Raw genomic sequence first — 20,079 nt, 5'->3', positions numbered from 1 at the left:
TTCAAGCATCGGCCAGCTTCTGCTGGTCGATGTTGTTTACGCCCTTTCAGAATCGAGGAACAAGGGATGTTCGCGCCGGCCAATCAGACCCACTTCAGCCTGACCATCGAAGGTTTAAACAGCGACCTGCAAGTCCTGGCCCTCAACGGACGGGAAGCCATCAGCCAGCCGTTCGTGTTCGACGTGGAACTGGTCAGCGAGCAGCCGTCCCTGGACCTTGAAACCCTGTTGCACAAGCCCGCCTTCCTGCAGCTTTCGCCGGACGGCAGCGGCATTCACGGCCAGATCCATCGTGCCGCCCAGGGTGATTCCGGCAAGCGACTGACCCGTTACTCGGTGACCATTCGCCCGCAACTGTCCTACCTGGCCCACCGCATCAACCAGCGCATCTTCCAGAACCTCAGCGTGCCGAAAATCATCGGCCAGGTCCTCGAAGAGCATGGCATCCAGAGCAACGCCTACGAATTCAAGGTCGGGTCGGTTTATCCCGAGCGCGTCTACTGCGTTCAGTACGATGAATCGGACCTGCACTTCATCCAGCGCCTGTGCGAGGAAGAAGGGATTCACTACCACTTCCAGCACAGCAGCACGGCCCACAAGCTGGTGTTCGGCGATGACCAGACGGTGTTCCCGAAACTCGCCCCCGTGGCCTATCAGCAAGATTCCGGCCTGGTCGCCAACGACCCGGTCATCAAGCGCTTCGACCTGCGCCTGGAAACCCGCACCAGCCGTACCACCCGTCGCGATTACGACTTCGAGAAACCCCGCCTGACGCTGGAAAGCGAAAACCGGGGCGACGCCCTGCCCGACCTCGAGGATTACGACTACCCGGGTCGTTTCGTGGACCGCGAGCGCGGCAAGCACCTGGCCAAGCGCGCCCTTGAGCGTCATCGCAGCGACTACCAGCTGGCCGAAGGCAAAAGTGATCAACCGTTGCTGGTCAGCGGCCATTTCCTGGCCCTGACCCAACACCCCAAGGCCAAATGGAACGACCTGTGGCTGCTGACCGAAATCGTCCACGAGGGCAAACAGCCGCAAGTGCTGGAAGAGTCGGTGACCAGCGACACCACAGCCCTCAAGGACGACTTCCACCAGGGCTATCGCAACCGCTTCAAGGCCACGCCCTGGGACGTGCCGAACCGCCCGCCGCTGCTGCACCCCAAACCGCGCATCCTTGGCAGCCAGAGCGCCGTGGTCACCGGGCCCAAGGGTGAAGAGATCCATTGCGACCAGTACGGCCGGGTCAAGGTCCAGTTCCACTGGGACCGTGAAGGCCAGGCCGACGACAAGACCAGTTGCTGGCTGCGCGTGTCCTCCGCCTGGGCCGGCGCCCAGTACGGCGGCATCGCCATCCCGCGCATCGGCATGGAAGTGCTGGTCACCTTCCTGGAAGGCGATCCCGACCAGCCGCTGATCAGCGGCTGCCTGTACCACAAGGAAAACGTCGTCCCCTACGAACTGCCGGCCAACAAGACCCGCAGCACCTTCAAGACCCTGAGCTCACCGGGCGGTGGCGGTTACAACGAACTGCGCATCGAGGACAAGAAAGGTCAGGAGCAGATCTACCTCCACGCCCAGCGCGACTGGGACGAGAACATCGAGCACGACCAGAAGATCCGCGTCGGCAACGAACGCCACGACACCGTGGAGCAGAACAGCTACAGCGAGTTCAAGGCCGAGGAACACCACACGGTCTATGCCGACCGCAAGGTTGAAGCGCGGGCCGACGACCACCTGACCGTCGCGACCAACCAGCACGTCAAGATCGGAACGGGGCAGTTCATTGAGGCCGGGCAGGAAATACACCTGAGCAGCGGCATGAAACTCGTGATCGAAGCCGGCAGCGAACTGACCCTCAAGACCGGCGGCACCTTCATCAAGATCGACGCCAGCGGCGTAACCCTGAGCGGGCCGATGGTCAACGTCAATGCGGGTGGCAGCCCTGGCAGCGGGACTGGCGCAGCACCGTTGTTGCCGGGGCCGTTGAAGCAGGCGGATGCGGACAAGGCCGGGAAACTGCTGATCCCGGCACAGCGTCAGGCGCTGATGCAGAAGAAGCCGATTTGTGCGGTATGTGAACAAGCCAAGCTGGCCGCACAGGAGGCGTGAGAGTAAATGATCGAGTTACCGCAACTACCGAACGATTTACCCTGGAAAAAACCTGCCTACTTACTGCTGGATGGTGTCAGCGTCCCCAATCTGGCCCAACGGCTTTTCCAATGGGACAACCTGGCTTGCTGCCTCTACCAGAGCACTCGCTGGCAGGACCTCTCGGATATATCGCCCTACCTGATCAAGTTGAAAGGTGCCAACGATCCACTCCTGGCGTATTTCCGAGAGCACGCACACCTTGAGTGGGGCTATTTGCTGTTCAGTGATGCGGATGTTCATACCCTGTGGGGGCACTGGCGCCATCTGCTCAGCGTAGAACATACAAGTGGCATTGAAGTCATGCCGCGCATCGCTGATCCTGCAGTCATGCATCAGTTGTTCGGGCTGGCGGAGCAAATCCCAAGTGCTCGCTGGTTTGGTCCGGTCGAGCATGTCTGCCTTCCTGACGGAATAGAAGGTGTCTGGCAACAACACAAGCGTACTGCCTCAGTAAACTCCGAGCCTGAAACCTATCGTTTGACCGATCAGGAATTGACGGCGTTGGGAGAAGTCGAGTTTCGTAATTTTGTCTCAGGCTTGAATGAGCACTTACAGACCTATTTCCCGGAGTTCATGGCAACTTTTGCAGAGTCCGAACGTCGTAGATATGCCCAGAAAGTCGCGGATGACGCTTACGGGCAAGGCTTTTCCTCTGAGCAGGAAATCACCCTCTATGCGAACGTATTCGGATATCTGGCCGGACAACCAGTAACTGAGCACCCTGATATTGTTCAACTGCTAATGGAATCTACATCGCAAGAGCCATTAAAGCGTTTGGAGCGTGCTGCCGCACTGGCTGAAAACCGTGCCGCAAATCGACAAGGAAGCCTACTGTGACAGCTCAACAACCGCCAAAAACCAGCGCCAACACTGCCGCCATGGCGATGAGCGCCAAAGATACTCGCGTTCCCATGGGGCAATGCCCTCTGATGAACCAAAAGATCCAGTTGCTACCGCTGCGTTACGGTCTGGTCGAATACCTTGACCCGTCATCCGAGCTGTCGATGCCGCTGCAAACGAAGAGCCAGCCTCTGGGGGTACGTTTACTGCGTGATGGCTACCTCTACATCATCAACGGCACCACAGGTTACTTGCACGAATACAGGATAGAAAAAGGGCAGATCACCAAACTCCTCTGGAACAGTCAGGAGGTTGCTGGTGACACAAGAAGCAGCTCTGTCGGCGAGCCGAATCTGGTATTCACACGCAAGCATACTTTGTACGCCAGCTATTCCGAGATCCAGTGGACTGCCTTCAAGTGCTCGCAAGTTCTCAAGTCAAAGGACGAGCGAAAACGCTTGATGCAATCCATCGATCTGGCAAGTGCCTGCCCCGAGAAAGGTGGTGCGAACCTGTTGAGTAAGCAACAGGTACAGACATGGCTGGCAGAAGTGAAAGAGGATCAATCCCGATCCAAAGCGCTCCCCGAAGGCGCCGACCCTGAAGAAGGCAAAGCGTATAACTGGGAACATAAGCCACTGTTCCAGGTTACGGCGATTGAAACCCTGACAAGCAAGGTGCTGGGAGCTTATAAGGACGATTACCTGTTTCTGGTACTGCGTGATGACATTGGCGTCATGCGCGACCTGGCCAGCGCCCAGTTGAAGGTAGCTGACTGGATTGAAAAGTGGAGTGCTGACGATAAGTGTCAGGGGCAGTATCTTACGGGCTCCTATATACACTCTTTGTATGACGTAAACGGACCGAGACTGGAAGCTTTAAGTAAAACGGATCCGCAGGTCAAGGCACTGAAAGAGGATACCAACGAACAGCAACAATCTAAAATTTACGAATTTCTGAAGGTTCGTCGCGACCACAAAAATCCAGGTATTTTTGGTCCTGAAGAGCATTGGCGAAAAGCAGCTAAAGTCAATCCGTATGCCCGAGCCTTCATGGATATGAAAGACTCCATGGGCTCAGAACTTTATCAAAAGCACCAGAACACTATCAACACACTCAGTCTTCAGAGCTGGGAAGCATTGCATGGTAAAGAACTGGGCCAGCGAGGTATTGACGACCTCGTCAACCGAACAGAGATGGAAGCTTTTGTTGTACAGCAGCAGATTCTGCTGAGCCATTGGCATGCTCGTCTTCGCAATATACGTGAAGACCGTGTGAATATGTTTACAAGCGGCCTCTTTCATCGTGCTGCCTGGTACTACGATTTCAAGCTTGATCCTCAAATACAGCATCGCCTGGAAACTGAATTTGTCTGTGTAGCAGCCATGTGTGCTGATCAAAAAGCGGTAGAAAAATTAGCCGCGTACCTGGAAGCCAACCTGCTTACTGTAGTTCCAGGACTAGACACCTTGACTTTGGCTGCACAAGTCGACATTGCAAAAAAACTGGCGGACTTAAGCAGCTTCACTATTAATGCAATATCCGCTAAAGAAAACATTAACAACGTCAACATACTAAGCAATCAATTCAACAGTCTGATGACCGAGAGGCTGCCTAACTACGCTAGGCTTAGCACTCAATTTGTAGGTCTGCAAAGCATGTTGGATGAGGCCTACAACCCAGCCCGCCAGTTGAAACTTGCTGATCAGCTTGACAAGGCCCACAATGCTTTCGCTCACGCGCAAAACATTGACCCCAATACTTACATCCGTAATATTGGCTCCCCAGCACGCCTGCAACTTCTAAAAGAATTTTCCAAAAAAGGTCTGACCCTGCGTGCAGCATCAGCTCCTGAAATTGCATCCTTCAACCAAGCTCGAGATCAAGCGATAAGCTTGCGCAACCAACTTAAAGAAAGCTACAAACTACGCAACCGGGAGTTGCTGAAACAATCTACGGGCTCTGCATTACCGGGTAGCGAAGCGGCTCACAACCAACGCATTGATCAAATTAAAAATGCATTAATTCCCTTAGAAGAAAAACTTAGTGATGCACTGACTGTAGGAGGCAACAGCCCGGCGAAGATCGGTACGATTATTGATGGCCTAGACCCACAATTGCGTACAGAAATGAGCAAGGCTGTTCGAGACTTCAGAGCAACAGGAACTTTTAATAAGCCATTGGCAGGGGTCTTGAAGTCAAAAGGAGATGGAATTGCATTTGCGCTATTTATTATACAAGGCGTAAAATTTATTGAAGCTTTAAATACCATTCTCAAAAAAGACAATATTTCTTCAGCGGATATCGTATCCTTTACAGAGTCAGTATTAGGTGTGCTGACTGCTGGGTTTGCAACAATTCAAGGTCTTTCCGTAACGATCTTGCAAGCCCATATTACTCAAATGGAAAGCGTTGCAGGCAAGCTAAATACTATGAGCCGCTTAGGACGCTGGAGTGGTATTTCAGGATTTGCTGCATTCACATTTGGTGGCATGGCCGCATCACTCGACCTCGGCAAACACTCTCTGCAGTGGGGTAAGGCCTTAGCTGAAGGTGACTACAGGGGATTGGGGGCAACCTCCCTACAAATCACAGGCGATGCAATTCTGATTGGCACCAACACATGGGCAGCCAAGCATACCGGCGCCATAGCAATGAACATAATGAAGAAACCAGCTGAGATGCGTGCCCTAGCTTGGGCCAGTGCCAGCCCAAAACTTCTTGCCATCAGTGCCCGCGCGAACCTGATAGGCTTGATCGGCACAGCCCTGCAACTGGTGGGTGAAGGGCTTTATAATTATTTCAACCTAGACGACATGCAGAAATGGATGGAAAGCAGTATTTGGGGTAAAAAAACCAAAAATCGCAGCGTACAAGATGAGTGGAGTGAGCTTGCGAAAGTCGTGCAAAAACCGACTTGTGAAATGATACGCGATGAGAAGCAAACATACCTGAAGCTGATACTGCCCGGTATCAGCACACAGGAAATGGACAGCCGTAAACTGCAGCTATTGGCGTACCAACAGAGTCGAGACACACCCATTTCAAAAGCTTATAGCCCAGGCCCATTTCCACTTCGTTGGAAAGAATGCTCTTCTGCATGGGCCATCCGTTTCATTATTGCCAGTAAAGGTAAAGAAGCATTAACACTTCACTTACCGATAAGTGACTCTTTGCAAACCTCGGATTTCGCACTGGCCTTCAACATCGCATATCAGTTGGAAGCCGAGCGAGACATGATGCACCAAACATGTTTCGTATTGCGCGATCTTCGCATCCACCGTGCTTATACACAGCTCATTAAGGCCAAGGGTACCTTTAAGCTTGATCCTGTGGATACCTTGCCAGTCGGAACGGCCAAATCGCCGTTCAGGCTTTTCAAAAAAGACGATTTGGCGACTACCGATGCTTAGAAAACTGTTCAAACGCCCAAATAAAAATGCAGTGACAGAGCCTGCACCCGACATCCGCACCCAACGCCCCCAGGCCGGAGAAATTCGCTCGACGGGATTGAGCGAAATCCTGTTCCTGTCGCCTTTACCCATATACACAGGCCAACCACAATCATCACGCCGAAATTTTTCGGAGATGAACGATACCTTTCTTGAACTGGGAGGTAATAACTGGGGGATGGTTGAGCAAGGAAAAATATTAGCAGCCGTAATTTGGTTAGTTTTACTCTTTGCATTTGCAATACCAAGCCTTGTCGTTCTTCTCGGGACTATTTCTTACCCAGAAAACTTTAGTGATCCTTGGCATATTCTATTAAAGTTCCTGAAGGTAACGACTAGCGTCTCTCTTCTCGCCCTTCTTCCAATCGGCGCCTACCTCTACGGTATGTTCTCCAACGTTATATTTTCGCGAAAACAATATCCCGTTCGCTTCAACCGTCAACGCCGCGAAGTCTGTTACGTGGATGACAAAACCCATCGCGTTCTGATCGTTCCATGGGAAGGCGTGGTGGCCTGGGTTGCCAATACCCAAGGTGTCACCAGTTACGGTGCCACACGCCAGTACACGTTTGGGATGGGACTGGAAGACGACGAGCAGGACAAAGTGCAGTTTATTCTGCTGCCGCAACCAAGCGATGCTCATGCCTTGGGGATGTGGACTTCAATTCGCAACTACATGGAAGACGGCCAGTTAGTAGATGCGCCCAACCCGATGCATGCGGCACTGGGGCTAGCCCCCAGCGAGGATCGCCTCAAACCTTACGAAGGGCTGCACACCTTTGAAATCGAACGCGAAGACGCTCGCTGGATGTGCAGCATGGATGATGACGGCGCCAACCTTTCGGACAAGGAACGCGAGCGCTATGGCTACCCCAAACGCACACCATGGCCATTGCGTCGCTGGTATATCTGGCGTGTGCTGAGCTTCTGGAAAATGCCTTACATGTTGGCCGAATGGAGCCACAGAGCCGGGCGACCTGTCCTGCCGGAACAAGTCCAAACCTGGTCCCAACCGCTACCACCGGAACAATGGTTAAAACCAAGCCCTGCACTGGTGAAAGCCAATCAGACTGTCAAAACCGCTATGGACAAAAATGGCGCAACCTTTGTCGAGGCGTGCAAAGCGGCAGGCCTGCATTGATGAGATATCTATGTCTTCCGATCCTAAGCAGAGCGACGAACTGGACATAAAACACAACCGCCCCAAGGCGGGTGAAATACGTCGTTTTGCTACCGGCGAAAGTGTGTTTATGTCACCACTTCCCGTGCCTACCGGACAACCCCCAATGGATCTTGGGGGAAGCTTTCTTGAGGTCAACGATGTCTATCTGGACGTGGGAAGTAGCAATCAAGGCAAGTCTTATCAGGCTCGATTGTGTGTAATGATGCCCATGCTTGTGATCATCATGAGTGTCCTCATACTTCCCACCTCAGTGGGATTGTTAACACTTAACAACCCCTTTGGCAGAACGTTTTGGTATTACTTCAGTGACTTCTTTGCCCTCGGACTATGGATTTCACTCTTGGGAGGAGGTGCGGTAGCACTCATTGGTATATACGCCGTTGTCAGCACAACACGCGCCAAAGCCCGCACCCGCCCGATACGCTTCAACCGTCAACGCCGGGAAGTCTGTTTCTTCCCGGACGGTTCCAATGAACCGGTCATTCAGCCCTGGGAAGACACCGTCGCCTGGGTGTCGGTTAGCACCGGTTTTACCGGGGTGGGCGTGATGAGCAGTTACACCTTTGGCATGGCTATCGACGATCCGAAAAATGACAAGGTGCATTTTCTCAGGCAAGTAGTCATGACACCGACTCATGGGCTGGCCAAGTGGGAAGCCATTCGCGTCTACATGGAAAAAGGCCCGGATTTCTGCCCCGGCAAGGCCACCCACGAAGGCTCTCATACCTTCGACAAGGAGCGCGAAGACATGCGCGAGGAATACCAGCACAAGGAACGCTCCATACTGGGCGTCGGCTGGTGGTACTTGAGCCATGTCGTCACATGGTGGCGTTTCCCGTACTGGGTCGCAGCATGGGACCAACGCTACAGCATGAAATCCATGCCCGACTCGATTGCCGAGTGGTCAAAACCTCTGCCCCCTGAACAACAGGCCACACCAAGCCCGGCACTCAAAGAACAAAGTGCTGACATCGAAAAAGCCTTTGCTCAGGGGCAGGACTTCATGACGTATTTCAAGGCCAACCTGAGCGAGGCAAAGGCAGAAGAATCACAGAATGCCTGAGCACTAACGCAAAAACTGTAGGAGCGAATTCATTCGCGAAAGGCTGTATGACACAGATGATGGGCTGGATGCACCGGCCTCTTCGCGAATAAATTCGCTCCTACAATGCCTGCATATTTTGGTTGATTCCTATGTCTTCATCCCAAACACAGCATGACGAAATAGACCTGAAGCACAACCGCCCTAAGGCGGGTGAAATACGTCGTTTTGCTACCGGCGAAAGTGTGTTTCTGTCCCCACTTCCCGTACCTACCGGACAACCCCCAATAGATCTTGGAGGAAGTTTTCTTGAGGTCAACGACGTCTATCTGGACGTAGGCAGTAGCAATCAAGGCAAGTCTTATCAGGCTCGACTGTGTGTAATGATGCCTATGTTTATGATTATCGTATGCCTTATTGTGGCTCCTGTTTTAGCAGGTTTCGGAACATTTTTTAATCCGTTTGGGAGGACGTTCTGGTATTACTTCAGTGATTTCTTTGTATTCGGATTATGGTGTTCACTTTGGACAGGAGGTGCAGCAGCACTCATTGGTATATACGCCGTTGTCAGCACCACACGCGCTAAAGCCCGCACCCGCCCGATACGCTTCAACCGTCAACGCCGGGAAGTCTGTTACTTCCCGGACGGCTCCGATAAACCAGTCATTCAACCCTGGGAAGACACCGTAGCCTGGGTGTCGGTCAGCACCGGTTTTACCGGGGTAGGCGTCATGAGCACTTATACCTTCGGCATGGCCATCGACGATCCAGTGGGTGACAAGGTCCACTTTCTGAGACAGGGCGTCCCAACGCCTCTGCATGGGCTGGCCAAATGGGAAGCCATTCGCACCTACATGGAAAAAGGCCCGGACTTCTGCCCCGGCCAGGCCACCCACGAAGGCTCTCATACCTTCGACAAGGAGCGCGAAGACATGCGCGAGGAATACCAGCACAAGGAACGCTCCATACTGGGCGTCGGCTGGTGGTACTTGAGCCATGTCGTCACATGGTGGCGTTTCCCGTACTGGGTCGCAGCATGGGACCAACGCTACAGCATGAAATCCATGCCCGACTCGATTGCCGACTGGTCAAAACCACTGCCCCCCGAACAATGGGCCACACAAAGCCCGGCCCTCAAACAGCAAAGCGCCGACCTCGAAAAAGCCTTTGCTCAGGGGCAGGACTTCATGACGTATTTCAAGGCCAACCTGAGCGAGGCAAAGGCAGAAGAATCACAGAATGCCTAAGCAATAACGCCAAAACTGTAGGAGCGAATTCATTCGCGAAAGGCTGTATGACACAGATCATGGGCTGGATGCACCGGCCTCTTCGCGAATAAATTCGCTCCTACAACCCAGGCGCAACAACCACCGTACACGTCATCCCCGCCGCCAGCAGCAGGCCATCAGGCACCTGGTCCAGGTGAATTCGCACCGGCACGCGCTGGGCCAGGCGGACCCAGTTGAAGGTCGGGTTGACGTCGGCGATGAGTTCGCGGCTTTGGGGGTTGTCGCGGTCGTAGATGCCGCGGGCGATGCTTTCGACATGGCCTTTGAGCACTTCGCCGCTCATCAATTGCATCTCAGCCGGGTCATTCACGTGGACATGGGGCAATTTGGTTTCTTCGAAGAAGCCGTAGACCCAGAACGAGTTCATGTCGACCACGGCCATTTTCGCTTCGCCCGCACGGGCGTAGTCGCCGCGATGGACGTTGAGGTTGGTGACGTAACCGTCCACGGAGGCCAGCACGCGGGTGCGGGACAGGTTGAGTTCGGCCGCCGCCAGGCGCGCCTGGGCCAACTGGTAATCGGCCAGGGCCGAGGTGGCGATGTTGCTGGCGTCGTCGCGGCTTTCGGTGGAGACCACCAGGTTGTCCATGTCGGCGCGGCGTTTGGCGTTGAGTTTGCGCATCTCCCAGGTGGCCTTGCGCGAGGCCAGTAAGGCTTGTGCCTCCTTGACTGCAATCCGGTAATGCTCGGGGTCGATCTGCATCAGCAGGTCGCCCTTTTTCACCTGCTGGTTATCACGTACCGGTACATCGATTACGGTGCCAGACACTTCGGCAGCGACGTTGATGATATCGGCCCGCACCCGGCCATCGCGGGTCCAGGGGGTTTCCATGTAGTGAACCCACAAGGTGCGGCCGATGAAGATGGCCAGTGCCAGGACCAGCAAGGTGGCGATCAGACTGAAGAGCTTTTTCATCCAGAGGTTCTCGAACCGGGCATCAACGATAAAAGGGCAGCGCCAGGGCGCCGAAAATGCAGGTGAACAGGCTCAGGCGCAGCAGCGCCGGGTGCCAGAAATGTCGGTACAGGTCGAACCCGGCCAGCAGTCGGTCCAGCGCCCAGGCCAGCACCAGCGCAATCAGGAACATCAGGGTGATGGTCGGCATGTACAGGCCGTGAAAGGCGATTTCACGAGGCATGGGCGACTCCTTGTGGACGGCCATGCACGGCCAGTGGCGACTGCGCGTCCAGCAGCGAGGTGCGGATGAAATGCAGGTAGCTTTTGACCCGACGCAGCACCGAGGTGTCGAAGTGCGAGGCAAAGGGTTCGTCGGTCAGTTGCACCTGGCTGATGGCGTGATCGACTGCCATCAGGCAGCGCTGCAGATTGCTGGCATCGGGCTGGATGAACAGGCGTATCAACGCTCGCCCCATTACCCGGATCGCAATACGCCAGGACTGATACTCGGCGTAGCTGGGATGGATCGGCAGGACGGCTTGCTCCCGGCGCAGCTCGATAATCGCGTGGCCGATTTCCAGCACCGTGAACATCCAGTGCAGCAGTTCACGCTGCACTTCGGGCCTGCCGATCGCCAGGCCATAGGCCTGATGCATCAGGTCCCGGGTCTGGCTTTCAAAGCTGGAACCCAGGCGCGGCAAAGGCGCGCTGATGGCGAATACCACTTGGCGACGCAAGGCATCTTCCAGGCGCTCCCACATCCAGCGGCTGTTGGGCGGCAGGATGATCGCGCCTGCGGCGGCACAGAACAGCATGCCGATGACCATGGCGATGTAGTCGTTGATAAAGGTGTAGGGGTTGTAGAGCGTGAGGTTGTCCGGCACCGAGCCGATGCTGAAAAAGATCAGCAGGCCCAGCCCGTAACCGGCCCATTGAGGGCGTGAAGCCAGAAAGGTGCCGACCACCAATACCGGAGCCAGAACCATGCACAGCAATGGAAAGCCATCGATGTGCGGGAAGATGAAGAAGGTTTCGATAAACCCCAGTATCGCGCCCAGCAAGGTGCCGCATGCCATCTGGAACGACATACGCCGCGGGTTGTTGGTGGTGGATGACAAGGCAACGGTCGCAGCAGACGCCAGGGTCATGAGCGCGCCGCTGGGCCAGGCCGTGAGCACCCAGTACGCACTCAGCAACGCCACGACGGTGCTCGCACGCACACCGGCTGCCAGCGCGGTCATCCAACTGGTGCGCGGCACGAACGACTCTTCCCACTGCTCGCGCACATGGTTGTGATCGGCCAGGGAGGCATGGGTCTGGGCGTAGTCATGCAGATCGTTGACCAGGCGATACAGCAGCTCGAAAGCCGTATGAAAATCCAGCAGCCCGGCTTCATCCGGCCCGCTCTGTTCAAGCTCGGCACGCAGGCTGCGCACCAGGTCGGGCAGTTCGGCCTTGAAGGTTTCCAGTTGTTGCACCAGCACCGCGGCATCACCAATGGTCAGGGACCGGTCGGCAAAGGTATCGAGCAATCGGGCAAGCACATCGAGGCCGGGATCGACACGGGGCATGACGCCATTCAGCGGATCGGCTCGCAGGCGCTCAAGCAATTGATGCAGGGCATTGAAGCGGGTGGTGATGGCCATGAACTCGCTGTTAAGGCGATTGAGTCGCCCGTTGCGACGCCGCATGTGCGGGTCCTCGAATACCGTCACGCTGCGCAGCCCTTCCAGGCCGATGGCTTCAGCGACAAACCGCACGTTGCCGGTTTCAAAGGCCGCCCGCTCGCTGACGCCGCGCAGACCGTCCGCGACAAAACGAGCGAACACACCAAAACGCTGATACAGCGCGTTGCGCATCGCAGCGCCGGAACTCTGCGGCAGAATCGCCGCCGTCACAGCGGTGGAGCAGACAATGCCCAAGGCGATTTCCAGCACCCGCCAGACCGCCGCCATGAATGAACCTTCCGGGTGAGCCAGCGCAGGCAGGCCGACCATTGCCGCCGTATAGCCCGCCAACACAAAACCGTATGCCCGAAAGTTGCGATAACGGGCCGCGCCTGCCGAACAGATCCCGACCCACAACGCCAGACAACCGAGAAACGGCACCGAATTCTGCGCGAACAAGGCCATCAGCAGCACCATCATGGCCGACCCCGCCAGCGTGCCGAGCAGGCGATAAAAGCTCTTGGCAAACACATGCCCGCTCTGAGGCTGCATGACAATGAACACAGTGATCATGGCCGTGCGCGGTTGCGGCAGTTCCAGACGCAAGGCCAGCCAGTACGTGAGGAATGCGGCGATCAGCACCTTGAAGATGTAGATCCAGGTGACACCGTCGCTGCGCGCCCAACTATTAAACTCTCGCACCACCTCCCGTAGGAGCGAATTGATTCGCGAAGGCTCATTGTCTGGCACGACCTCTTCGCGAATAAGCGGAGCGCCGCCCGATCCGCTCCCACTGGGTGAGGGTTTATTCATTGGGGAGGCCGCCGCCCAGCGATACCACCAACCCGGCGTACACGCTCAGGCGAGCGGCTTCGACCTGTTGCTGGATCTGTTGCTGACGAAACAGCAGCGTCTGGGCGTTGAGCACATTGAGGTAGTCGGTCAAGCCACGCTGATAGGCGATCAACGCGATGTCATACGTCTTCTGTGCCGCTGCGACAGACTGGGCAGCGAATACTTGCTGCTTGTCCACAGAAGCGCGACGGATCAACTGATCGGAGATGTCTTTGAGGGCCAGCACCAGTGTCTGGTTGTAATGGGCCACGGCCAGGTCATAACCGGCAACGGCGTGGCCCAATTCCGCACGCAGGCGGCCGCCATCGAAGATCGGCAGGCTGATGGCCGGGCCGGCGTTGTAGCTGAGCTTGCTGCCGGTCAGGAAACCCAGCATTGAGCCGCCCGTGGCCATGTAGCCGAGGCTGCCGACCAGATCGACATTGGGATAGAAACCCGCATGAGCCACATCGACTCCACGGGCCTGAGCCTCGACACGCCAGCGGCTGGCCACCACATCCGGACGCTGCCCCAGCAGTTGGGCAGGCAATGCCGAAGGCAGTTTGAGTGCGGCATGTAGCGACAGGTTCGGATGTTGCAATGCAGCGCCCGCGCCCGGCCCCTTGCCCGCCAGCACGGCCAGTTGATTACGCTCCAGCGCAATGGCCTCTTCCAGCTCATCGATTTGCCGATGGGTTTCCGGCAGCGGCGTCTCGGCCTGGCTGACCTCGAAATGGGTACCGATGCCGCCTTTCAAGCGACGCTGGGCCAGATCGAGAATCTGCTTCTGCTGGGCCAGCGTGGCTTCGACGATATCCAGCCGGGCGTAGTCCAGAGCCAGCTGGATATAGGCCCGGACGATGTTTTCCTGCAGTTCGAGTTGCGCCTGGCGTTGCTCAGCCACGCTCATGTGCGCCAAGTCAAGCGCCTGTTCGCTGGCGTTGCTCTCGCGGCCCCAAAGATCCAGCCCGTAGCTCAGGCCCAAAGACGCATTGTTGTCCCAGGTGCGAGTATTGGCCAGTTCGCCTGGGCCATAGAATTGATCGGTCGGCCAGTCGTGACGAGCCAGACTGGCGTTGCTGTCGACATGCAGGCTTTCAGAGGATTGGGCAATTGCGGCCAGCGCCTTCGCCTGACGCACGCGAGCGGCAGCCATCGCCAGACTCGGGCTGCCGAAGGTGGCCAGCTCGATCCAGCGATTGAGTTGCGGGTCGCCATAGGCATTCCACCACCGGGCTTCGGGCCAGTGGGCGTCGCGCTCGGCGTTCTGAATCGCCTGATCGGTGGCCAGACTTTCGAGGGGCAAAACGCTGCCTTGTGAAGTGATTCCGTCGGTTCCGATACAGCCGCTGATGATTGACGATACAGCCCAGACACTGAGGAGCCTGAAGCCCCAAATGATGCGACGCGGCACAGCTGCGAGTTCCCGACTGGAAATGAAGCGCTATTGAGTGGCGCGATTCTAGGGGGCAGCCGTGACGGCGATAAGCTGGCTAAAGTGTGATTCTTTATTACAGAAACGAGGATAATCCCTTGCCATGTGCTAGTAACTTCATGTCACAATTTGCCATGTCTTCCGAGAACTGCCCATGGATACTCTGCAAAACATGCGCGCCTTCTGTTGTGTGGCGCAAGCGGGCAGCTTTACGGCGGCCGCAGCACAACTGGACACCACCACCGCCAACGTTTCGCGGGCCGTCTCGAACCTTGAAGCGCATCTGCAGACACGCCTGCTCAACCGCACGACCCGGCGCATCGCCCTGACCGAAGCCGGCAAACGCTACCTGCTGCGCTGCGAACAGATTCTGGCGTCCGTGGAAGAAGCGGAAGCCGAGGCCAGCGACGCCCATGCCCGGCCTACCGGCCAGCTCAAGATGCATTCGATGCCCGGTGTCGGCCAGCATTACGTGATTGATGCCATCGCCCGCTATCGCCAGAGCCATCCGGATGTGTCCTTCGACCTGACCCTGACCAGCCGCGTGCCGGACCTGCTTGAAGATGGCTACGACGTGTCCATCGTGCTGGCCAGCGAACTGCCGGATTCGGGTTTCGTGTCCCAGCGCCTGGGCATCACTTACAGCATCGTTTGCGCCTCGCCGGCCTACATCAAGAACTTCGGCATGGCCTACACCCCAGCCGACTTGCTGAACCACGCTTGCCTGCGCCTGGTCAGCCCGGTGTTCCCGCTGGAGAAATGGGCATTCGACGGCCCCCAGGGCCAGGAAACGGTCACCATCAACAGTTCGCCATTGCTGGTCAATTCCGCCGATGCCATGCAGACCGCGATTTCCAGTGGCATGGGCATCGGCATCCTGCCGATCTATTCGGCCATCGACGGGCTGCGCAACGGCACCTTGATGCGGGTCCTGCCCGACTACCGCTCCCAGGAGCTGAACCTCTACGCCATCTATCCGTCGCGTCAGTATCTGGATGCGAAGATCAAGACCTGGGTCGAATACCTGCGCGGTTCGCTGCCTGAAATTCTCGCCGCCGACGAAGCCGATCTGCACATTCATTCGATGAAATCACTGGCCTGACGGGTGCCCAAGGACGGGCAAGAATGATAGCGTGCTACTCATTCAACCGCTCAAGAGTGACTCCCACAATGAAAAAAACCGTACTCGCCTTTAGCCGTGTCTCCCCTGAAATGGCCGAACGCCTGTCGCAAGACTTCAATGTGATCGTGCCCGACCCGAAACTGGGCGACCTCAATACCCAGTTCAACGAAGCATTGCCAGAGTCCCACGGCATGATCGGCGCAGGCCGCAAGCTGGGGCGCGAGCAGCTTGAAGGGGCGACGAAGCTGGAAGTGGTATCGAGTATTTCGGTGGGCTACGACAACTACGATGTCGGCTACCTGAGCGAGCGCGGCATCCTGCTCACCAACACCCCGGACGTGCTGACCGAAAGCACGGCGGACCTGGGCTTTTCGTTGATCATGAGCAGCGCCCGCCGCGTCGCGGAGCTGGATGCCTGGACCAAGGCCGGCAACTGGAAGCGCAGCATCGAAGCGCCTCACTTCGGCACCGATGTGCATGGCAAGACGCTGGGTATCGTCGGCATGGGCAATATCGGCGCGGCCATTGCCCGTCGCGGTCGCCTGGGTTTCAACATGCCTATCCTGTACAGCGGCAACAGCCGCAAGAGCCAGGTCGAGCAGGAACTGGGCGCGCAATTCCGCACGCTGGATCAATTGTTGGCCGAGGCGGATTTCGTCTGTCTGGTGGTGCCGTTGAGCGAAAAGACCCGCCACCTGATCGGTCGTCGCGAACTGTCTCTGATGAAGCCAGGTGCAATCCTCATCAACATCGCCCGCGGCCCGATCGTTGATGAGCCGGCGCTGATCGAAGCCCTGCAGAACGGCACCCTTCGCGGTGCCGGTCTGGATGTGTACGAAAAAGAACCTCTGAGCGAATCGCCGCTGTTCAGCCTGAGCAATGCCGTGACCCTGCCGCACATCGGCTCGGCGACCCACGAAACCCGTCAGGCCATGGCCGATCGTGCGTACAACAACCTGCGCAGCGCCCTGCAGGGTGAGCGTCCGCAGGATCTGGTCAATCCGCAGGTCTGGAAGGGGTGACAAAAACCGTCGCGGCCAAGGCCCCTCCCACAGAAGCTGGTTTGACTGTGGAAGAGGCCTTCGGCTTTCTGAACACCAGCACATTCCCCAGCATCACCAACACCAGCCCGAACAACGCGGGCAAGGTCCATTGGTAGCCTTCGACCCACGCCGAGATATTCAACGCCACCACCGGGAACAGCACCGTGCAATACGCCGCACGCTCTGGCCCCATACGCCCGACCAGTGTCAGGTAGGCCGTGAAACCGATGACCGAACCGGGTATGACCAGATACAGCAGCGAGCCGATGTAGCGCGCGTTCCACTCAAAGGCCAGCGGCGCACCGATGAACAGGCAATACACGCCCAGTATCGTCGCCCCGTAGAGCATCCCCCAGGCGTTGGTGGTCAAGGGCCGCAGCCCGGCTTTCTGTTGCAGGCTCGACAGCATGTTGCCCGCCGAAAAGCACAGGGTTCCCAGCAGTGCCAGGCCAAGACCGATGAAGGTTTCGCGACTGGCATCGTGGTTCGACAACTCAGGCCAGAACAGGCACGCAAGCCCCGTCAAACCCATTGCACCGCCAGCCAGTACGTTGCGTGCCACTTTCTGCTTGAAGAAGATCCGCGCATTCAGCGCATTCCATAAGGTCGCGGTCGAGAACACCACGGCGATCAGGCCGCTGGGGTTCCACTGGCTGGCCGTGTAGAAACACATGAAGTTGACACAGAACAGGCACAAGCCCTGTGCCAGACAGATCAACTGCCCGCGACGGTTGACCGGTTGCAGCTTCCCGCTGAGCAGGAGCAGCGCGAACAGGATCAGGGCCGCCAGTGCGAAGCGATAGAGAATCGACACCGGGATCGCGACATCGCCAAGTTGCAGTTTCAGGGCAATCCAGGTCGTTCCCCAGATCAAGACAGTCAGCAGATACAGCGAGATGTTCATGGCACAGCTCCTCAATGAGCCTTGAGTCTGCTGCCGCGCCCTGAGCCTCGCTTGCATAATCTTGCGCATTTGATCGTCAAGGTGATGGCAGCCGCTTTTCTCGCGGGTAGGATGCAGGCTTAGAGGAATCGCCATGCCGCCCATTGAATCCATCCAGGTCTTTCAGGCCTTGAACAACTCACCCCATGCCCGCCTGGAGCAGTGCGCGCCCCTGGGCGATGGTTTGATGGCTGCGTTATGGCACAACCGGCATGACTCACAGGAATATCAAGCACCGACGCACCACACGCTGTCGTGCTATATCGCCGACGGCACCGGCACTTTCCGCCGTGACAAACCCGATCAGAAAGGCTCGCCCGGCAAACTCTGCACGTTACCAGCCGGCCATGAGTCGGCCTGGGTCATCAATGGCGAAATCCGTCTGGCGCATTTGTATATCACCCAGGAACAGTTCGCGCTGGGCTGTGTGACGTTGCTGGATCGCGAACCCCGGGAGATGCAGTTACAGGAAAACACCTTTGCCGAGGATGCCGTACAGGCAGGACGTTTTCAGAGGCTGATACAGATGAACTGGGCAGAGCCTGCCGAGCGACTGATCACCAGCAGCCTGGCCCATGAAATGCTCAGCCATGCACTGCTCGGTCAGGTGGGGTTGCGTGAGGGGTTGCGTCTCAAAGGCGGACTGGCCCCGCACCTGCGTCGTCAGTTGGTGGACTTCATAGAGATGCATCTGGCCGACCCGCTCAGCCTCGGGCAACTGGCCGGGCTCTGTGCGCTCTCCGAATACCATTTCGCCCGCATGTTCCGCGAAAGCTTTGGCCTGCCGCCACATCAATACCTGCTGGCCCGCCGCTTGTCCCATGCCTGTCACCTCCTGCGCCATACCGCCCAGCCACTGAGCGACGTGGCCCTGGCCTGCGGTTTTGCCAGCGCCAGTCATTTCAGCAATCGTTTTCGTCAGGCCATCGGGGCAACACCTGGGGAATATCGGCAGGCTTTTACCGGCTTTCGCGAATGAATTCGCTCCCACTGGGGTGTGTATGAGTGTATGTGTGGGAGATTCTATGGTTGTGATCAAGCCATAACCCACCCTTTGGTTTGATATTCGCTCTGATTCTTCATCAGGGCGAATGCCACCCGAGCGAGTTTACGAGCGAGCATGACGAGCACTTGTGTGGTCGCTTTCCATGGCTGCGATGATGGTCGTAAAACTCTTTCCAGGCACTTGATCGGCTCGCGGACATGGCGGCGTTGTGCAGCAATCGGCGGATCTCCGAGCAACCTCGCTTGGTCAGGGATCGGCGGCCATTTTTTTGGCCTGAGTCAGTCACCCTCAGGTCCATGCCCAAAAAGGCGATGTATGAATCGCTACTCGTGAAGTCGCCTCGGCTGTAAGCCATGACCAGAGCGGTCGCGGTCAGAAAACCGATGCCTTCGACAGCTTGGCATCGGGCGACTTGCTCCAGCAGGCCGGCTTCGCGCAAGACCTCCTTGAGCTTCTTCTGGATCAACAGGTCCAGCCGCTCGATGGACTTGAGGAAAGCTGCGAAGGCGGCTTTCAAACTGGCGTCATTGGCCCAGCTCTGGGTCAGGCTGGTTTTGGCCTGAACCAGCGAAGCCCTGCGGCGCAGAAGGCTTTGCAGCTTGCCATAGACGGCTGGAGGCGGGGTCCAGGGGCGTAGATCTTCGCCTTCGTTTTTCAGAAAACGGGCCAGAAGCCGAGCATCGGAAGCGTCCGTTTTGCTACGACCACCAATGCCTTTACGGTAATTGCTCAGTTGAAAACCGTCGATGATGTAGACGTCAAAACCAGACTCGTAAGCCAGCTCGACCAGATCGACGTGATAAATATTGGTCGCCTCAACAGCAATGGCGGTGGGCCTCGGCAACGTTTTGAGCCAGCGCTTTATGGCGGGCTTTTCATTGGCTATCGAGGTGAGCAGATCCAGGTCTGCCTGATAGGTAACGAGTTCAATCTTGGCAACATCCACGCCCACGATTGACTGCGAAACGCGCATTGCCATGGGCACTTCTCCACGCTAAGGTTTTACGGCTTGAGGGGGTTCACCCAGAGGCGCAGGCTTGTTTCTATCGTCGCTTGAACGAAGCATTCTTTATCGGCGCTTTTGGTGGAAGGGGTGAGGCGAGGTCTCCCACGGTCTGTACTGTGGCTGCAGTCAGATGCGAATTGTTCGTCCCACCACCCCTTCAAGCTCTA

At 56.8% G+C, this 20,079-nt stretch carries 14 protein-coding genes and 1 pseudogene; 9 read left to right on the top strand and 6 right to left on the bottom strand.

From position 1 onward, the window contains the following. Positions 1–66 precede the first annotated feature (66 nt). From tssI to KQP88_RS04730, 6 genes are all read left to right on the top strand, one after another. Positions 67–2,109, top strand: coding sequence for a type VI secretion system Vgr family protein (gene tssI / locus KQP88_RS04755; RefSeq protein WP_216704973.1), 2,043 nt, complete (start codon positions 67–69; stop codon positions 2,107–2,109). Positions 2,110–2,115: 6 nt separating this feature from the next. Continuing rightward, positions 2,116–2,988 (top strand): DUF4123 domain-containing protein, encoded by an 873-nt coding sequence (locus tag KQP88_RS04750; protein WP_216704972.1) that lies wholly within the window; start codon positions 2,116–2,118, stop codon positions 2,986–2,988. Next, positions 2,985–6,404 (top strand): toxin VasX, encoded by a 3,420-nt coding sequence (locus KQP88_RS04745; protein ID WP_216704971.1) that lies wholly within the window; start codon positions 2,985–2,987, stop codon positions 6,402–6,404. Before KQP88_RS04750 ends, KQP88_RS04745 begins: the two co-directional genes overlap by 4 nt. Next, complete coding sequence (locus KQP88_RS04740; RefSeq protein WP_253950550.1) at positions 6,397–7,584, top strand: DUF6708 domain-containing protein; 1,188 nt, start codon at positions 6,397–6,399, stop codon at positions 7,582–7,584. Before KQP88_RS04745 ends, KQP88_RS04740 begins: the two co-directional genes overlap by 8 nt. A gap of 10 nt (positions 7,585–7,594) precedes the next feature. Then, on the top strand, positions 7,595–8,689 hold the full coding sequence (locus KQP88_RS04735; protein WP_322973081.1) for a DUF6708 domain-containing protein: 1,095 nt from the start codon (positions 7,595–7,597) through the stop codon (positions 8,687–8,689). A 131-nt stretch (positions 8,690–8,820) separates the two neighbouring features. Further along, positions 8,821–9,915, top strand: a complete 1,095-nt coding sequence (locus KQP88_RS04730) for a DUF6708 domain-containing protein (RefSeq protein ID WP_322973080.1) — start codon at positions 8,821–8,823, stop codon at positions 9,913–9,915. Positions 9,916–10,015: 100 nt separating this feature from the next. On the opposite strand, the gene KQP88_RS04725 is transcribed toward KQP88_RS04730, so the two are convergent. The 4 genes from KQP88_RS04725 to KQP88_RS04710 all read right to left on the bottom strand — a co-directional run bounded on the left by KQP88_RS04725 (position 10,016) and on the right by KQP88_RS04710 (position 14,770). Further along, complete coding sequence (locus KQP88_RS04725; RefSeq protein ID WP_216704970.1) at positions 10,016–10,873, bottom strand: efflux RND transporter periplasmic adaptor subunit; 858 nt, start codon at positions 10,871–10,873, stop codon at positions 10,016–10,018. 22 nt (positions 10,874–10,895) lie between these two features. Then, a complete protein-coding gene (locus KQP88_RS04720) occupies positions 10,896–11,096 on the bottom strand; it encodes a DUF1656 domain-containing protein (RefSeq protein WP_025258695.1) in 201 nt (66 codons plus the stop codon). After that, positions 11,086–13,224 (bottom strand): FUSC family protein, encoded by a 2,139-nt coding sequence (locus KQP88_RS04715; protein WP_253950549.1) that lies wholly within the window; start codon positions 13,222–13,224, stop codon positions 11,086–11,088. The genes KQP88_RS04720 and KQP88_RS04715 overlap by 11 nt, the downstream gene beginning before the upstream one ends. A 103-nt stretch (positions 13,225–13,327) precedes the next feature. Continuing rightward, positions 13,328–14,770, bottom strand: a complete 1,443-nt coding sequence (locus tag KQP88_RS04710; RefSeq protein WP_216704968.1) for an efflux transporter outer membrane subunit — start codon at positions 14,768–14,770, stop codon at positions 13,328–13,330. Positions 14,771–14,945: 175 nt separating this feature from the next. Between KQP88_RS04710 and KQP88_RS04705 the strand changes: the two genes are divergently transcribed. After that, positions 14,946–15,893 carry a LysR family transcriptional regulator gene (locus tag KQP88_RS04705; RefSeq protein WP_025258693.1) on the top strand — a complete coding sequence of 316 codons (948 nt, stop codon included), beginning with the start codon at positions 14,946–14,948 and terminating at the stop codon, positions 15,891–15,893. A gap of 68 nt (positions 15,894–15,961) precedes the next feature. After that, a complete protein-coding gene (locus tag KQP88_RS04700) occupies positions 15,962–16,936 on the top strand; it encodes a 2-hydroxyacid dehydrogenase (protein WP_216704967.1) in 975 nt (324 codons plus the stop codon). Here KQP88_RS04700 and KQP88_RS04695 read toward each other — a convergent pair. Beyond that, positions 16,911–17,861 carry a DMT family transporter gene (locus KQP88_RS04695; protein ID WP_216704966.1) on the bottom strand — a complete coding sequence of 317 codons (951 nt, stop codon included), beginning with the start codon at positions 17,859–17,861 and terminating at the stop codon, positions 16,911–16,913. The two genes, KQP88_RS04700 and KQP88_RS04695, sit on opposite strands and share 26 nt — an antisense overlap. Positions 17,862–17,994: 133 nt before the next feature. Between KQP88_RS04695 and KQP88_RS04690 the strand changes: the two genes are divergently transcribed. Next, positions 17,995–18,879: a helix-turn-helix domain-containing protein gene (locus tag KQP88_RS04690; RefSeq protein WP_216704965.1), complete on the top strand. Its 885-nt coding sequence runs from the start codon at positions 17,995–17,997 to the stop codon at positions 18,877–18,879. Between the two features lie 56 nt (positions 18,880–18,935). Here KQP88_RS04690 and KQP88_RS04685 read toward each other — a convergent pair. Beyond that, positions 18,936–19,885: pseudogene (locus tag KQP88_RS04685) on the bottom strand (IS110 family transposase). Between the last annotated feature and the right edge of the window lie 194 nt (positions 19,886–20,079).

Origin of the sequence: Pseudomonas lijiangensis (assembly GCF_018968705.1) — a bacterium.
Classification (GTDB): Bacteria; Pseudomonadota; Gammaproteobacteria; order Pseudomonadales; family Pseudomonadaceae; genus Aquipseudomonas; species Aquipseudomonas lijiangensis.
This window is presented reverse-complemented; position numbering and strand designations above follow the sequence as displayed.

Coding starts and splice junctions, on each gene's coding strand:
- KQP88_RS04705 (WP_025258693.1), top strand. CDS start 14,946: ATGGATACTCTGCAAAACATGCGCGCCTTCTGTTGTGTGGCGCAAGCG.
- KQP88_RS04730 (WP_322973080.1), top strand. CDS start 8,821: ATGTCTTCATCCCAAACACAGCATGACGAAATAGACCTGAAGCACAAC.
- tssI (WP_216704973.1), top strand. CDS start 67: ATGTTCGCGCCGGCCAATCAGACCCACTTCAGCCTGACCATCGAAGGT.
- KQP88_RS04690 (WP_216704965.1), top strand. CDS start 17,995: ATGCCGCCCATTGAATCCATCCAGGTCTTTCAGGCCTTGAACAACTCA.
- KQP88_RS04750 (WP_216704972.1), top strand. CDS start 2,116: ATGATCGAGTTACCGCAACTACCGAACGATTTACCCTGGAAAAAACCT.
- KQP88_RS04695 (WP_216704966.1), bottom strand. CDS start 17,861: ATGAACATCTCGCTGTATCTGCTGACTGTCTTGATCTGGGGAACGACC.
- KQP88_RS04735 (WP_322973081.1), top strand. CDS start 7,595: ATGTCTTCCGATCCTAAGCAGAGCGACGAACTGGACATAAAACACAAC.
- KQP88_RS04700 (WP_216704967.1), top strand. CDS start 15,962: ATGAAAAAAACCGTACTCGCCTTTAGCCGTGTCTCCCCTGAAATGGCC.
- KQP88_RS04725 (WP_216704970.1), bottom strand. CDS start 10,873: ATGAAAAAGCTCTTCAGTCTGATCGCCACCTTGCTGGTCCTGGCACTG.
- KQP88_RS04720 (WP_025258695.1), bottom strand. CDS start 11,096: ATGCCTCGTGAAATCGCCTTTCACGGCCTGTACATGCCGACCATCACC.
- KQP88_RS04740 (WP_253950550.1), top strand. CDS start 6,397: ATGCTTAGAAAACTGTTCAAACGCCCAAATAAAAATGCAGTGACAGAG.